The organism is Planctomycetota bacterium (assembly GCA_018242585.1).
Taxonomy (GTDB): domain Bacteria; phylum Planctomycetota; class Planctomycetia; order Pirellulales; family PNKZ01; genus JAFEBQ01.
The window spans coordinates 101,130-116,440 of the sequence record JAFEBQ010000019.1 but is presented as its reverse complement, the minus strand read 5'-3'; the positions used below and the strand labels follow the sequence as shown (position 1 = coordinate 116,440).

Annotated in this window: 8 protein-coding genes; 2 read left to right on the top strand and 6 right to left on the bottom strand. The window is 62.9% G+C overall.

What is annotated here, in order from left to right; translation table 11 throughout:
- Positions 1-76 precede the first annotated feature (76 nt).
- The 4 genes from JSS27_10270 to JSS27_10255 all read right to left on the bottom strand — a co-directional run bounded on the left by JSS27_10270 (position 77) and on the right by JSS27_10255 (position 8,039).
- On the bottom strand, positions 77-976 hold the full coding sequence (locus tag JSS27_10270) for a DUF58 domain-containing protein (protein MBS0209329.1): 900 nt from the start codon (positions 974-976) through the stop codon (positions 77-79).
- Positions 945-1,994: a MoxR family ATPase gene (locus tag JSS27_10265; GenBank protein ID MBS0209328.1), complete on the bottom strand. Its 1,050-nt coding sequence runs from the start codon at positions 1,992-1,994 to the stop codon at positions 945-947. The genes JSS27_10270 and JSS27_10265 overlap by 32 nt, the downstream gene beginning before the upstream one ends.
- Positions 1,995-2,125: 131 nt before the next feature.
- Positions 2,126-3,157, bottom strand: coding sequence for a terpene cyclase/mutase family protein (locus tag JSS27_10260; protein MBS0209327.1), 1,032 nt, complete (start codon positions 3,155-3,157; stop codon positions 2,126-2,128).
- 190 nt (positions 3,158-3,347) lie between these two features.
- Positions 3,348-8,039 carry a PQQ-like beta-propeller repeat protein gene (locus tag JSS27_10255; protein ID MBS0209326.1) on the bottom strand — a complete coding sequence of 1,564 codons (4,692 nt, stop codon included), beginning with the start codon at positions 8,037-8,039 and terminating at the stop codon, positions 3,348-3,350.
- Positions 8,040-8,694: 655 nt separating this feature from the next.
- Between JSS27_10255 and JSS27_10250 the strand changes: the two genes are divergently transcribed.
- Positions 8,695-9,036 (top strand): HU family DNA-binding protein, encoded by a 342-nt coding sequence (locus JSS27_10250; protein MBS0209325.1) that lies wholly within the window; start codon positions 8,695-8,697, stop codon positions 9,034-9,036.
- 390 nt (positions 9,037-9,426) lie between these two features.
- Entirely contained in the window at positions 9,427-9,978 is a 552-nt protein-coding gene (locus JSS27_10245; GenBank protein ID MBS0209324.1) for a transposase, read from the top strand.
- A gap of 347 nt (positions 9,979-10,325) precedes the next feature.
- Here the strand turns inward: JSS27_10245 and JSS27_10240 are convergent, their stop codons facing one another.
- Together JSS27_10240 and JSS27_10235 are read right to left on the bottom strand one after the other, a co-directional pair.
- Positions 10,326-10,853 carry a hypothetical protein gene (locus tag JSS27_10240; GenBank protein MBS0209323.1) on the bottom strand — a complete coding sequence of 176 codons (528 nt, stop codon included), beginning with the start codon at positions 10,851-10,853 and terminating at the stop codon, positions 10,326-10,328.
- A gap of 275 nt (positions 10,854-11,128) precedes the next feature.
- Positions 11,129-15,010, bottom strand: a complete 3,882-nt coding sequence (locus JSS27_10235) for an autotransporter domain-containing protein (GenBank protein MBS0209322.1) — start codon at positions 15,008-15,010, stop codon at positions 11,129-11,131.
- Between the last annotated feature and the right edge of the window lie 301 nt (positions 15,011-15,311).

The window sequence follows — 15,311 nt, the reverse complement described above, 5'->3', positions numbered from 1 at the left end:
GGATGAACAAACCAGGAACTCACAAGTCGAATACCGTCTGCTAAAAGTGAACGGAAAGGAATGACGCGACGCGCGGTTACCGGGCGCGGCCGCGCGCTCGCACGGCCAGCATCGCGGCCAGCGAGGTGTCGAACGGCTGGCTGGTGCGAACCAGAGTGTAGTCGACGCCGGTTCGCGAGCAGCCCTGGCGAATCTCCTCGAGGTAGGCCTGCAGCGCTTCGAGGTAGCCCTGACGCAGCGCGCGAGGATTGCAGCGGAGCAAGTCGGCGGTTTCGAGCCCTTCGAATCGGGTCGGCCCGTCGAACGGAAACTCAAGCTCGTCGTCGTCCAGGATGTGGAACAGCAGCACTTCGTGCCCGCGCTGCCGCAACATCCCCAGGCCGCGGAACAACCCGGCACGTTCGACGAACAAATCGGAGATCAACACGATCAGGCCGCGACGCGGCAACTGCTCGGCGGCGGCCTGCAGCAGCGGGGCCAGGTCGGTCTTGTCGGCCGGCTCGGCGACCTCTAGCGCCTGGATGATGGCTTGCAGGTGGCCGCGCGCGGCGCGGGGCTCGACCTTGGCGCGCTGGGCCGCGTCGAAGGCGATGCAGCCAACCGCGTCTTGCTGGCCCAGCAGCAGATACGCCAACGACACGGCCAGCGTCGCGCCATAGTCGTACTTGCGCAGGGGTCCGCGCCCGTAGCGCATGCTATTGCTCACATCGACCAGCAGCGTGGCCCGCAGATTGGCGTCTTCTTCGTACTGCTTGATGACCAGTCGATCGTGGCGGCCCCAGACCTTCCAGTCGATGCGGCGCAGATCGTCCCCGCGCACGTAAGGACGGTGCTGAATGAATTCGAGCGATTGGCCGAAGTACGGGCTGCGATGAATTCCGGAGAGGAACCCTTCGACGATCACCTTGGCCCGAATGTCCATGCGGGCCAGGCGCTGCACCGCTTCAGGATGCAAATATTGTTTGGAACCGTGCATCGCGCGTCAGTTCATCTTCCTTGGTGGGAGTGTCCGTAAGCAGGCGGTCGATCACCTGGTCGGCCGTCACGCCTTCGCTCTCGGCGGCAAAGTTCAGCACCAGGCGGTGCCTGAGGACCGGCTTGGCCAGCGTTTGAATGTCTTCGGTGGCCACGTGGGTGCGGCCGCGCAGCAAGGCCCGGGCCTTGCCGCCGAGGATCAGGTTCTGGACCGCGCGCGGGCCGGCGCCCCAGTGGAGCTGATCGCCGACATAGTCGGGAACGCCCGGCTCGCCAACGCGCGTCTGGCGGACCAGCGACAGGGCGTAGCGAATCACGTGGTCGGTGATGGGCACCTCGCGGACCAGTCGTTGGAGTTGCAGAATCTCCTCGGCCATCAACACCGGCACGATCTGGTCTTGCAGGGTGGTGGTCGTGCGGCGGGCGATCTCGAACTCGTCCTGAAAGCTCGGATAGCGGACGAAGACCTTGAACATGAACCGGTCCTGCTGCGCCTCGGGGAGCGGATAGGTTCCTTCCTGTTCGATCGGGTTCTGAGTCGCCAGGACGAAGAACGGATCGTCGAGCGCGTGGCGCACGCGGCCGGCCGTGACTTGCCGCTCTTGCATCGCTTCGAGCAAGGCGGCCTGCGTCTTGGGCGGCGTGCGATTGATTTCGTCGGCCAGAATCACGTTGGCGAACAACGGCCCTTCCAGAAAGCGAAACTCGCGGATGCCCGTCGAGCGGTTTTCCTCGATCACTTCCGTGCCGGTGATGTCGGCCGGCATCAGGTCGGGGGTGAACTGAATGCGGCTGAACGAAAGGCTGAGCGTGCGGGCCAGCGTGCTGATCATCAGCGTCTTGGCTAACCCCGGCACCCCTTCCAACAGACAGTGCCCGCGGCTGAACAGACAGATCAACAGCTCTTCGATGACGTCTTCCTGGCCAACAATCACCTGGCCCAGTTGAGTGACAATGCGTTCACGCGCAGCGGCCAGACGCTTGATGGCGGAGGAATCTTGCGAGGTAAAGTCGGTCATAAAAGTTGCTAGTTGCTGGTTGCTAGTTGCGAGGAAAGACGGGTTAGAGACTAGGCGTTAGGGGCTAGGGGGAGACATTCATTCCTTGAACTTTACTAGCCGCTAGGAACTAGCAACTAGCAACTTCCTCCTCACCGCTGATAAATCGGCAACGCGCCGTTTTCTAGTTGCAGGATTGTCAGGTTCACGGCCGTCGTGTACACGGGCCCCAGGTAGCCTTGCGGCCAGGAGCCGTCGGCGTCGGCCTCGTTCAGGATCTTGTTGTAGATCTTATTCCGATAGGTCGTCCACGTCGCGCCCCCTTCACGGTAGCAGACTTGGGCATAGTAGTAATGGGCGTAATGCCAGTAGCCAAAGTTGTCGTTGCCGACATTGTTATTATCGAGGTGCTTGCGGCAATACGCCAACAACTTGGGGACGTACTGGCTGTCGTAGTCGCCGGCATTGAACAGACAGGCGATGGCCGCGGCCGAAATCGCCGGCCGGCCGCCGCCCCCCTGCAGGCTGTACTGCACGCCTCCGTCGGGCAACGTGCAGCGACGAATATAACCGATCGCCTTATCGACGATCTCCTTGGGGACCGGAACGCCAGCATTGCGACAGCCGCGCAAGCCTTGCACCTGGGTAATGGTGGTCGAGCCTTCGTCAAAGCCGTTGCCGTCCTTGGCGCTGACATAGCCCCAGCCGCCGCCGGAAGTTTGCGCCTCGCCAGTAAAGCGAACCGCCCGGGTCAAGACATCGACCAGCGTGTCGCGCCGCTCGGCGTCTTCTTCCTCGCCGAGGACTTGCGAGAGGAACAACATGCTGTAGCCGTGACCGTAGGTGTAACGATCGTCCTTGGTTGGGTCGCCGATCAGGCCGTTGGGCCGGCTGCGACTGACCAGGTAATCGACCGCGCGGCGGATGTTGGCCGAGTACTTGCCTTGCGTGGTGGTCGAGCCTTCGCACAATAGCGCGGTGCCCGCGAGCGCGGTCATGGCGGTCGGATAGCGTTGCTCGGCGCCGGTCCAGTGACCCAAGCGCGATTGTGAATTGGCCAGCCAGTCGAGCCCGCGCGAAATGGCTCGCTGGGCCTTAGGGTCATCGAGCGCGGGGGCATCGGCGGCGCGGAGCGCGCCGGCGACCGCAATAATGAATAGACTTAGCAATATTCCGTGACGCATCGTCATCTCTCGATTCTCTCGCTTGGCGCCGCAGCGCGCGGGCCAATGGCCCCGCTGCTAAACGGCTAAGCGTGTTTCCATCTACTTTCTTTAGTCCCCTCTCTCGCTCGTCCCCCACCCTCTACTCCCCCACTCCCCCACCGCTTCTCCGTTGTGTCGTTGTGCCGTCGTGGTTGGTTTTCTCCACCGGTCAGAACGGCGAAATCGGGTTCGCCATCCCTTCGATCCACTTCTGCAACCCCTTGCCCAGCGCCCGGCCAGCGCGCGTGGGCAGCGAATCTTCCTTCGGCGGCTGGGGCTCCTCGGCCGGCGGCCACGGCTCGTCGGTCCACGCCAGCTTGATCGTCTGCTTGGGCGTGCGTAGTTGCACTTCGTGCTTCTGCGGATCGCCGGTGATCATCAACACTTGAATCTGCGCCGTCAACTTGTCGTTGTACACCACGCGGCCGTTCCGCTTGTCGATGCACAAAAACGTACCGACCGCCGGCACGTTCCCCAGGCCCGAGCGGCGGTGGATGTGCGACGCGAAGATCAACACCGGAATGTCGGCGGGTTGGTAATTGATCAGATGCCGATTCTCGACCGGCGTGGCGAAGGCTTGCTTCCCGGTCGCGCGATCAAAGCCATACACATGCCCGTTGATCAACACCGGCGGGTACGGCGTCTGCAGCGGCGTCTCGTACGATTCTCCCTTGGTGGCGGCCGCCGGATGTGACGTGACGACCAGCCAGCGCTCCGGCGTTTCATACAAGAACAGATCGTTGACGTTCTCTTTGTCGAGCCCTTCGCCCGACGCCAGTACGTGCCCGTCGTCGGCCGCCAGAAGCGTGAACTTGCCGTCGGGGCCCAGTACGCCGATCAGCCGATCGTCGAACAGGCAACCGATGTCCTTCAGCTTGAGCTTCCGCTCCCAGATCACTTTTTCGGCCCACAGGTCGCGGCACCGCAGCCAGACTTGCGAGCCGTCGCTCTCGTGAAAGACCACCTGCTTGGGGCCGGCAATCACGATCTCGGCCGTCGGCGCGATGAGGCGGTGCCCCAGCTCGGCCCCGTCGGTCGCGCGCAGAACCAGCAGCTCGTCACTGTCGGGCTGCGTGATGTAGAGCCGTTGTTCATCGTTGAAGATGTCCGCTTCCAGGCTGATGCCGTGACGCGTCCACTGCACACGGCCGGTCAGCGGATGCACGGCAATCAGGTTGCGCTGCCGCTGAAAGCAAACCAGGTCAGGCATGACGAGGCGCAGTTCGCCGATCGGACGTCCCAGGATGTTGGCCGAGCGCTGCTGGCGGCGCTTGGAGGTGATGAACTGGCTGGAGTTCCCCTGGTGGGTCATCACCCCGCTGCCGCTGCGCCAAGGGTTTGCCAGAATATCCCCCAGCTCCTCGCGCCACAGCACACGCGGCCCCGTGCCGCCAGGGGTGCCCAAGGTGTCGATGGCCGCCATCTGCAAACCCATCGACGCCAGCGCCAGATGCCCCGACACACGCACGTGAGTTAGTTGCGGCAGCGCCCAGGTCACATTGCCCGAAGGGTCGGCCAGCGAGGCCCGCCAGCGCTCCTTGCCCCAACCGTCAAAGCCGATCACGGTTTGCTGCTGTTGATCGAGTTCGATGCCGGCGCGGGCAAAGAACAAGCCGCGTGGTCCCCGCAGCTCAAGGGGTTGCTGCATGCGAGCCGAGCCGCTCGCGGCGATCTTGGGAGTTTCGCTACGGACGCGCCCGGTGGGCCACGCGGTTGGGGACGGCGCGTCGGCCACGACCTCGGCGGCGATCGAACGGGCCGAACGCCCGTCAAAGCAAACCGCCTCGCCCCAAGCGCGCAGTGTTTCGACCAGCGGTCGGGCGTCTTCGACACGGTGGGCCTGCTTCAACAGCAGCGCCAGCCGCGCCGTGCCGGCGCGCACATGTTGCTCGCGGGTCGACTCCATCAGCCGCAACAGCCACGATTCGAGTTCCAGGCCGCTGACATGGTCGCCGCCGCGAGTGACCAAGGCCCAGCGGGCGTCGTCAGCCAGCGGCTCTTCGCTGAAACAGTCGATAAACGAACGGAGCGCCGCCGGGTCGGCGGCCTTCACGGCCGAGTCCAATCGCGCTTGCAGCGCCCGATTCATCGACTGACGCTGTTCGTCGTTGGCTTTCTGGCGCAGCAAAGCGACTTGCGTACGCACCCAGCGATCGGGATGGACCGACCAGCCCGGCTCGATTCGTGTCAACACTCCGCGTTCAGCCGCCGGCAGATCGGACAGCTTCAAGCAATAGTCAAACGCCTCGGCCAGGCGACTTTCCTCGGCCAGTCCCGACGCCATGGCGCACAGGTACGCCACGCGATCGGTCGACTGGACGAACATCGGTTCGAGTTCTTTGGCCATCACGTACGACCGGGCGAAATCGGTCCTCAGACTCGACAGCAACGCGTCGAGCAACACCCGAGTCGTGCGCGGGTCTTGGCCTTGATCGTGCGCGCGGCGGAGCAACTTCAGCCCTTCGTCAACGCGACCGGCGTCGAGGGCCAGTTCCCCTTGGAACGCCAGGGCTTGTGGATCGTCCTTGCGCTTGGCGACCAGTTCGTCGATGTGACGCCGCAGTTCGTCCGATTGGAAGAAGCATTCCAATCCCAAGGCCGTTTGCGACAGGATCATGCCGTGATGCGCGATCAGGTTGCCCGGCACATTCCCCGAGCGCGAACGAACGCGCGACGCCAACTGGTGCGTGTGCAAGTCGAACAGCGCCACTTCACCCGTGCTCAGCGGCAGGCAATACGCCCCGGCGGTCATATAGCCGCGACCACTGGGACGCGCGCCGGTCGGCAGTTCGAGCGTCCACCTGGTTTCGCCATTGGCCAGCGACACACCGGCGAGCGCGTGCCGGCCGACGACCAGCACTTCGTCGTTCTCGACGCCGCCGAGGAACAGCCCGTGGTCGCGCCCCGTTTTCCAGCGCAACTGCCCGGTTCGCAGATCAAGGCAATACAACTCGTCAGCGCCGACCAGCCCGGCCGATTCGACCGGCGTGACCAGCACCGCGCCCGACGCGATCAGCACGGTGGCTTCGGACCAGCGTTCGGCCGGCGGCATTTGCTGGCGCATGTTGGCGACCGCGAATGGATTGCCGTTCGTGTTGTCGGCGTTGCGCCGATACTGGTAACCCCACAACAGCGAGCGGGTCGTCACATCGATGCCAATCACCGCGCCGGCGCTGGTCGGACAGACCAGCACGCCGTCAGCATAAGAAGGCATGGCGCCGGCCAGACGGCGCACGGGGTCGTCGGTGATCCCTTGCTCCAACAACGCCAACTGCTGGGACCATTCCAGGTCGATCGTGGCCAGACGGCTTCCCGGCTTGGTCACCGTGCGCAGCGCCAACAGTCGAATCTCTCCCTTGATCTCAGCCAGCGCGTACAGCCGACCGTCCAGCGGCAACGGCGGCCCCAGGAAAAACGCCCCGGCCAGCGGCAATTCGTCTTCGCCCGGCGGGCCGCCGGCTTCCCAATCGAGTTTCCCCTGGCTGGCAATGCGATAGGACACCAGGCGATTCTGGGCCGAAGTCGCCACAAAGCCCGGGCGAATGCCGCGACGGCCAGGCTGCATGAAGATCACGCCCCCCAGGCTCCGATCGTTGTCCGGCGCCAAGTCTTCGACACAGAAGACCGATTCGCCATCGCTGCTCAACATGCCATAGACAGCGTCTTCCCACAGACGCTGGTTAAGCCAGTTGCCAACGTCCGGCCGCGCGCCGCGCCCCGATGTTTCACCAGCCGTGTCCAGGAACTGTCGCGCCGCGTCGTCCTCATTGCCGGTCCAGACGCGCTTGCCCGAGCGCTCGTCGACGGCGACCAACCCCAACGTCGAACGGGTGAACAGCTCGCGGCCCACGGCGATCGGTTGGATCGACGGCAACACCGGCTGTTCTTGATCGAGATACGACTGCGACAGTTGATCGGCCATCCGCGCCAGGTTCGGATCGTTGGCCGTTGGCACTTGCCAGCGCCGATTCAGCACAGGCCGGCTGGCGACGACATCGGTATTGCGCGAGGCCGAGCCGCGGAACATCGGCCAGTTGTCGCTGGCATCGTCGCCGCGCGCGCCGGCGTTCCGCGGGCCGCGCGCCGGCGCGACATCTTGCAGCCAGGCTAGCGCGACCAGCTCTTCGGTTTTCGGCTTGCGATCGGTCCATTGCTCGGCCACGATGCCCGCGCGTCCGGCGGGCAAGTCGAGCAGTTTGCGTTGTTGCCCAGCCACGTAGAACAAATCGTTGGCATGATCGCGGCTGATCGCCAACAGCCGGTCGATCGCTTCGCGCACCTGGCCCGAGCGCATCAGGCTGAGCGACAGCCGCACCGACAGCAACGGCTCGAACTTGGCGGCGGCCGGGCTATGCAATAGCCGCGAAAAGAGCACCGTCGCTTCGTGGGCGCGGCCTTGTTCGAGTTGCACCGTTCCCAACAGCCACGTGGCCTGATAGCCAGCTTGGGTATGGAAGAAGCGCCGCGCGGCCGTGGCCAGCAACTCGACGTCGCCGGAATCCTCGGCTTGCTTGAGCATGTCGGCGGCTTGCGTGCCGAACTCGGTTTCGTAGGCTTCGCGTCCTTCCTCGGGCAGCTCGCCCAACAGCCGGCGGGCCTCGAACTTCAAGCTGCGATGCGCCGCCGAGCGGTCGCGCTGCCTGGCGTCGGCCTTGCTAGGAGTAAGGAACACATCCTCGGACGAGCCAAGAATGGCGCCCAGCAAACGGACGGCTTCGCTGAAGCGGCGCTCGGCAATCAGCTCGTGCGCCTTGGTCAGTCGTTGGGTGGCGCTACGGTCGTGCGGGAAGAAGATCGCCTCTTCGACGGGTTCGTCGGCGGAAAAGACGCCGGCGGCCGTCAAGACTAAAATGGCAAGCACTGTCAGCGCCAAATGCCAGCCCCGCGGCCGCCACGCGGCAAAAAACGAAAAAATCTGGTGGCCCGTGCAAGCCCCTCGGCGGCGGGTGGAAAGCGGCGCGCGAACCGTCCCTCGCGGGCAAGAATGATCGTCGTGGAGGGCTCGCCTCATGGCCGCATCGCTCCGGTCGAATGGCATGTGGATAACTTCGCGCCGTGGACGTTGTCCCCGGCGCGTGCGAGCCGCCGAGCGGGGGCTCGGCGAGGCCGCTGTGCGTGATTGTCCGTAATCGTTGTAACCAGCGTCTGCCCAATATCTTAGTCTTAGGCGTTACGACCGGCAAGAAACGCCGCTGGCGGGGCCGATTTCCCCGATCGCACCGGCGCGAGACAAGACCCCGTGGCGGCGTGCCGCGCGTGGCGCGTGCTATGCTTGGGCGACACGAAAGCCAGTTCGCGTGGGCTTGCGGGACAGGCGGCTGGCACGCCAAACGGTTCGTCACGGCACGACATTAGATGCGCGCGACAGGGGGAAAAATCCCGGAAAACCCGCTACTTTTCACGGTTTTTCTGGTTGCTTTTTCCAGCCTTCCGGACTTAAATCATCGCGTCTGTTATGCGGACGGACATGTGTTTTTCTAGTATTTCCCATTTCCCGCAGGGAGGAACCAACGATCATGGCGAAGGCCGCCGCTGCTGGTGCGACGGGTAAGAAAGCCCCGAGCAAGAGTGAAGTTTTGGCTAACATTGCCGAAGCCACCGGTGTCGCGAAGAAGGACGTCTCTGCCGTCTTCGAAGCACTGGGCAACGAAATCAAGAAGGCAATGGGCGCCAAGGGTCCCGGCCTCTTCACCATCCCGAACCTGGTGAAGATCACCAAGAAGAAGAAGCCTGCACAACCCGCTCGCAAGAACGTGGCAAATCCGTTCAAGCCGGGCGAGTTCCGCGACATTCCGGCCAAGCCGGCGTCGCAGCAGGTCAAGGTTCGCGCCTTGAAGAACCTGAAGGCGATGGTCTAACCAATCGCGCTTTCTCGTTCGAAACGTCTCGCACGTATCCGGCCTGTCGGTAATCAAACCACCGCAGACCGCGCGCCGCGAAGCGAACAAGTGACCGCCCGGGTGTTTGAGTTGGCCACCGACCTATGTCGGCAATCGTCAGCCCAGACACCCGGGCGGTTTGCTTTTTGGTCCGTTGTCAGTGGTTCGTGGTCCGTTGCACGCCGCTTCGCGCCAAGCTGTAGGTCAGCCGTAGGTCAGGCCTTGGCCTGACATTGTTGTGCGTGGCACTATGTAGACGCCCTGGTCACCATGGATGCCACATTGGTGTCAGGCCAAGGCCTGACCTACGGCGCCAATTGCTGCCATCCGCGATGTTGTTCGGACGCTTAAATCACCTACGATGCTCGCATGTCATCGTATCTCCGACATTTCGTCCCCGGCGGAACGTACTTCTTTACGGTTGTTACGGAACGTCGGACACCGGTATTCATCGACGACCAATCGGTGGCCCTGTTGGGCGCGTCGTTGCGAAGCTGCAAGAGAAGTTACCCGTTTACAATCATTGCCATGGTGACGTTGCCTGAGCATTTACACGCGATTTGGTCATTGCCGAACAACGAAGCCAACTATTCTCGAAGATGGTCGCTGATCAAGAGCGAATTCACCCGCACATGGCTTGCGGCTGGCAACCAAGAACAACGGCAGTCCACCGCTCGTAATCGCGAACGACGCCGCGGTGTTTGGCAGCGCCGTTTCTGGGAACACGCGATCCGCGATGAAGTCGATCTCGAAGCTCATTTCGATTACATCCACTTCAACCCAGTAAAACATGGACTCGTATCGAGCGTGAAAGACTGGCCTTGGTCAACCTTTCATCGGTGGGTCAAAGACGGACATTATTTGAACGACTGGGGCTCGAATGTCAGAATTCCGCCCCTGCCTGGCAACGCCGGGGAATGACTCGTCGTGAACAGTTGAGAACCACCGTAGGTCAGGCCTTGGCCTGACATTGTTGTGCGTGGCACTATGTAGACGCCCCGGTCACAATGGATGCCACATTTGTGTCAGGCCAAGGCCTGACCTACGGCTTCATGACCACGAATCGCCGATTGCGCTTGATCTCATTCCGTCCGAATGGTTAAGCGCAGCGCCTTGATTCGCGACAACCCCTCGGGGCCATCGCTGCGCTCTGACCCCGCCACCCATCCCCAGGACGGATCAAGCTCAAGAGCACAGCTCAGACCGTTCACCTGGACGAGAGCGTGCCCGTTGTAAGGCAGGTGATCTGGAAAGCCATCATGCCCGGCTCAAGCCCTCGCGTTCCTGTTTAACAGCTTTTGAAATCCGAAGAATGCACCTGCGACCAGACCGCAGACGGCAAAGAATTCGGGAAACGGCGGGCCCCAACCGCCTACGATTACATAAAGCACGAAGCAAGACCCTGCCGCGAAAGTCAAACACAGGGCAAACGATCTGGCAAAGACTACAGGGAACTCAATTCGTCTAGGATTCTCCATAAACGACACCAGCGCGACCAGAATGGAGACTACCCAAAACATCAAGACAACTTCGATGGCGGCAGCGCCCCATAGAACACGTACCGAAATCGAAGTTGAGTTTGGTGGCATTTCGATCAAGGAATGAAATGCCGCCTGGAACTCGGAATAGGCTGGTGAACGGGGCGGTGCCCAGACTGGATGAGGTGAAAGGTGCATGCTTAAATTGTGGCGATCTATTACGCATTCTGCTTTCCAGGGCACTGAAGACGCCTCCCAAGCGATCACCGCAATCGTTGCGGTGAGGTAGAGCCAGCTTAGGAATCGGCTTGTGGTCATGGTTGCCCAACGAATTAGGCCTTGTCGATCACCAACGTGCATTGAACCGTGAGCGTTTGTCCGGATTAACAGATATGCCCAAATAAATATCCTGGTGGGTAATGGACCATCCGAGGCCCCTTGAAGGCCTTAACTCTGGTTCAAATCCAGGTCGGGATGATGGGAAGCGTTGCATCGAAGATAGCAACGATGGCCAATTGCGTCCCAACGTCAGCCACGTGCCAATCGCCGGCCTTCCCCAGCAACGGACTACTGACCACGGACCACGGGCCAACTTAGTACGAATACGTCAGCCCGCCGGAGCCGACGTGGAACGTCTGGAGCGAGTTGACTTGCAGGTCGTAGTTCACGAACGCCCGAGTCCGCGGGTTGATGTCCCAGCCGAAGCCGCCGCCGAGGATGGCCCAGTTGCGGCCGAAGTTGAGCCCTTGCGTCGCGAAGTTCACACCGGTGCTGCCGGCGAACACCGCGTTCAGCGTGGTGACCGGCGCGTTGTACTCGTGCAGCCAGGTAGCCCGCAGTTCGGTGTTGTAGCGCGAGCCGGGGGCCAGGCGGAACCAGCCCATTCGATCGGCGAACACCAGCCGCGTCCCCAGCAGATTGCGCAGCGCGTTCGTATTGTTGCCGCTGGTGACCAGGTCGACCGAGTTGGCGCCCCCTTCGTTCAAGGCGTTCTGCCGCAGATAGATGTATTGCAGGCCGGCATATGGTTCGAGCATCCAACTGCGCCAGACATTGAACCGCGTGCCGATTTCGCCGTAGGCGGTCGCTTGCCAGCCCGAGTAGCGTCCCGTGGCGGTTCGGTCGATGCCGCCGAAGTTGATGGCCCGAACGGCGCTGTAACCGTCGAAGCCGACCGAGCCGGCCCCCATCGCGAACACTCGGCCGTTGTCGCGGCGCAGGTAAGTGCCGATCTGTCCGTCCGAGCCACGATTGGTTTGCAGCACGTCGCTGGCCCGCACCATCACCGACGAGTAGGCGGCGAACGCGCCCAACCGCGTGCAATCGTCCAGGTTGCGGTGCAGATTGACCAGCGAGCCGCCAAAGCCATAGGTGGCGCTGCTGGCGTTGCCGTCGCTGGCCACGTTGCCCCCCAGGCCATAGCCCTGGAATGAGCCTTGCCAGCGGGTGCGGCAGCGGGGCTCGACAAAGTGGATCTTCGCCTCGCCCGATTCCTTGTCGTAGCTGACCAGGGCGATTTGCTTGTCGCTGTCGTCATTGTCGGCGGTGGCGATGGGTGGTGGCGGCGGCGCCAACGACGGCAGCGAGGAACCGGTGTCGTTGTCAGGCGCGGCCGCGGCGCGGCGCAGCAACTGGTACAGGTAGACGGTGTTCTGAATCTCAAGTTGCGCCGTCGTGCCGTAAATCTCGCCGCCGAGCATTGAAAACGCTCGTCGCGCCGAAGTGGTGTCGAGCCCGGTGATCGCGTTGATTACGTTCGACAAGTCGCCGGTGGCGCTGGCGCTCACCTGGTCGAGGGCCGAGCCGACTTGCTGCTGGTTATACGTTCCGCCCGCGTTGGCAAAGTTCGTCGTGATGACGAACTCGACCGCCTTGGCCGCGTCGTCATAAACCAGCGAGGCATTCAACAGCGGCGAGTTGCTGGTGATGTCGGCGAATGTCGTGCCGCCGCGCGAACCCGCGCCCGAGGTGCCATAGTTCAAGAATGTGTACACCGTGCCGGGGGCAAACGTGCCGCTTTGCGGCGAGATTTTGACGTGTCCTCCCAGGGTGACGTTGCCACCGACGCTGACCAGGTCGTTGTTCACGCCGGCCGTGTTGCCGCTGCCACTCATCCGCACGACGGTGTTCGATGACGAGCCGTCGGTCAACGTGCCGGTGACCGTCAACGTGGCGATCGAGCCAGCCTGGGCGATCGTGCCATTGTTGGTCAGGTTGCCCGTGATCGTCGAGTTGCCCCCCAACGTGCCGCCGGCGTCGATCGTGGTGTTGCTGGCGATCGACGAGGCCAGGAACAACGTGCCGCCCTGGATTTCGGTCGTGCCCGAGTAGTTGTTCGTGCCCGAGAAGGTGGTCGTGCCCGAGCCGCTCTTATACACGTTGCCAGTGCCGGTCATGTTGCCGGTATAAGCCCCGTTGGTCGACTGGCTGAAGTTGACGTTGGCATTGTTGGTGATGTTGCCTTGGATGGCGCTGGTTGTGCCGGCCAGCGTGCCGTTGGTGACGGTGGTGCCGCCGTTGTAGGAGTTCACCCCCGAGACGGTCACCGTCGCGGTGCCGTTGACGGCAACCGTGCCCGAGCCCGACATGTTGCCGGTGTACGAACCATCGGTGGTCTGGGCGAAGGTGACGTTGGTGTTGTTGACGATGTTCCCCTGGATGCCAGTAGTCGTGCCGCTCAGGGTGCCGCCGCTGACGGTGGTGCCACCGGTGTAGTTGTTGGTACCGGTGAAGTTGACGGTCCCGGTGCCGATGATGTTCACGCTGCCGGTGCCCGACATGTTGCCGCTGTAGGTGCCGTTGGTCGCCTGGTTGAAGGTGACGTTCGATTCGTTGGTGATGTTGCCTTGCACGCCGGCGGTGGTGCCGCTCAGGGTGCCGGCCAGCACGGCCGTGCCTCCCGAGTAGGTGTTGCTGCCGGTGAAGTTCACCGTGACGCCGCTGGCGTTGATGATGGCGGCGCCGCCACCAAACATGTTGCCGGCATAGGTGCCTGACGTGGTGCCGGTGAAGTTGGAAAAGATCACCGCCGAATTCGTGGCGACGTTGATGTTTCCCTGGACGTTGTCCGTGTTTCCTTGCAGCGCGCCGCTGAGGATCGTGGTGCCGCCGGAATAGGAGTTGGCAACTCCGGTCAGCCCGTTGTTGAAGACGATCGTCCCCGAACTCGTGATCGTCACATCGCCAGTGCCGACCATGGTGCCAAAGAACGTGCCTGACCCGTTCTGGCTGAATAGCACGTGGGAGTTGTTGGTAACATTCCCTTCGATACCCAGCGTGGTACCCGCCAATGTGCCGGTGCTGACCAACACCGCGGCCGAGCTCGTGGAATTGTTGGCGTTGTTGCCAGTGAAGGTAATCGTGCCGGCCGCGGTTCCTTGAATGATCACCTGGCCGTTGTTGTAGATGTCACCCGAATAGGTCTGAGCCGTGGAATTGTCGAAGATACCCGTCGAACCGATGCCGACGTAAATGCCGCCACCATTCGCGCCGCCATTGGTGGTGCCGGCGCCGTTGCCCAGGCCGGCCGCGGCGGTGTTGGTGCTATCGGCCGACGAGTTGCCGCTAAACGTGGTGACGCTGCCATTGGCGATGAAGATGGCGCCGCCCAGGCCGTTGCCGCCGCCGCCGCCGACACCCGGCGCGCCGCCGTTGCCGCCGCCAAAGTTGTTGTTACTGCCGCCGGTCGAGCCGCTAGTCCCCGCGCCCGAACCGCCACCGCCATAGGTGGCGCCGTTGCCGTTGCCCGTGGTGGCCGTGCCACCGCCGGTGTTGTAAAAGGTGCCTCCTGGCGTGCTGTCGACGGCGTTGAAGTTGCCGCCGGCGCCCCCCAGGTTCGAGCCGGTGCCGGCGCCCGTGCCGGCAGCGCCGCCGTCGCCACCTTTGACGCTGTTATTGGTGAACTGCACATTGTTCAAGGTGACGAACGAGACCGTCGCCGAGTTGTCGCTGGCGACGTAGATGCCGCCGCCCGAGCCCAAACCACCACCGCCGCCGCCGGTGCCGGCGCCGTCTCCCGCGCCGCCGGCGCCACCTTCGACGTGCGAGCCGGTGATCATCATATTGCTGAACGACACGGTCAGGCCGGCATTCACCGTGAACGCCTGGTGATTGTTGCCTTGAATCACCACGCTGTTGCCACCGACCAGGCCATTGATGATCGTGTTCGCGGTGATGGCCGGCGCGGTGCCCGACAGCGAAACCGTGGCCACGCTAAAGATGATCGTGCTGCCGGGATCGCCGTTGGCCAGATTGATGACGTAACTCAGCGAACCCGAGTTGCTGGTACCATCACCGGTGCCCGTGTCGGTCGAACGATCCACGGTATAAGTGCCGGCGCCCCAGGCCGACGTGGCGATCAGTGCCACCACCAGCGTGGCGACGATCGTCCGCGTGCGCAGCCGCTGACCGCTCGTGCGCGCTGGCGCTCGGCCAGCGCGCGCCGTGGTCTCGATCCGGTGCTGGTGACTACGCATCGTCGGGGTTGCCGTCTCGAAGCTGGGTCGGGTGTGCCGCCGGGGAAATCGCGGGTAAGATTTCGCGGCGCTTACGGTGGGAAAGTTTGCGGGCAGGGTTGTCGCTTGTCCCTTCGACAGCGCCCCGGCAGACGCTACGCCAACGCTATGGTCGCGCGCCACCGGCAGTTCGCTCTCGACTGCACCATTAGCTACAATCGTCAAGGCTTAACGCCCAATTGAGTTTGCCTTGAATTACTAACTTGCTGGCTGTGGCGCGCCCGAAGACTGGGAAAACTTTGCGGGCCAGAAGTTGCTAGCG

Excerpts from the sequence above, each read along its gene's own strand:
- JSS27_10265 (MBS0209328.1), bottom strand. The coding sequence starts at position 1,994 with ATGACCGACTTTACCTCGCAAGATTCCTCCGCCATCAAGCGTCTGGCC.
- JSS27_10260 (MBS0209327.1), bottom strand. The coding sequence starts at position 3,157 with ATGCGTCACGGAATATTGCTAAGTCTATTCATTATTGCGGTCGCCGGC.
- JSS27_10270 (MBS0209329.1), bottom strand. The coding sequence starts at position 976 with ATGCACGGTTCCAAACAATATTTGCATCCTGAAGCGGTGCAGCGCCTG.
- JSS27_10245 (MBS0209324.1), top strand. The coding sequence starts at position 9,427 with ATGTCATCGTATCTCCGACATTTCGTCCCCGGCGGAACGTACTTCTTT.
- JSS27_10250 (MBS0209325.1), top strand. The coding sequence starts at position 8,695 with ATGGCGAAGGCCGCCGCTGCTGGTGCGACGGGTAAGAAAGCCCCGAGC.
- JSS27_10235 (MBS0209322.1), bottom strand. The coding sequence starts at position 15,010 with ATGCGTAGTCACCAGCACCGGATCGAGACCACGGCGCGCGCTGGCCGA.
- JSS27_10240 (MBS0209323.1), bottom strand. The coding sequence starts at position 10,853 with ATGACCACAAGCCGATTCCTAAGCTGGCTCTACCTCACCGCAACGATT.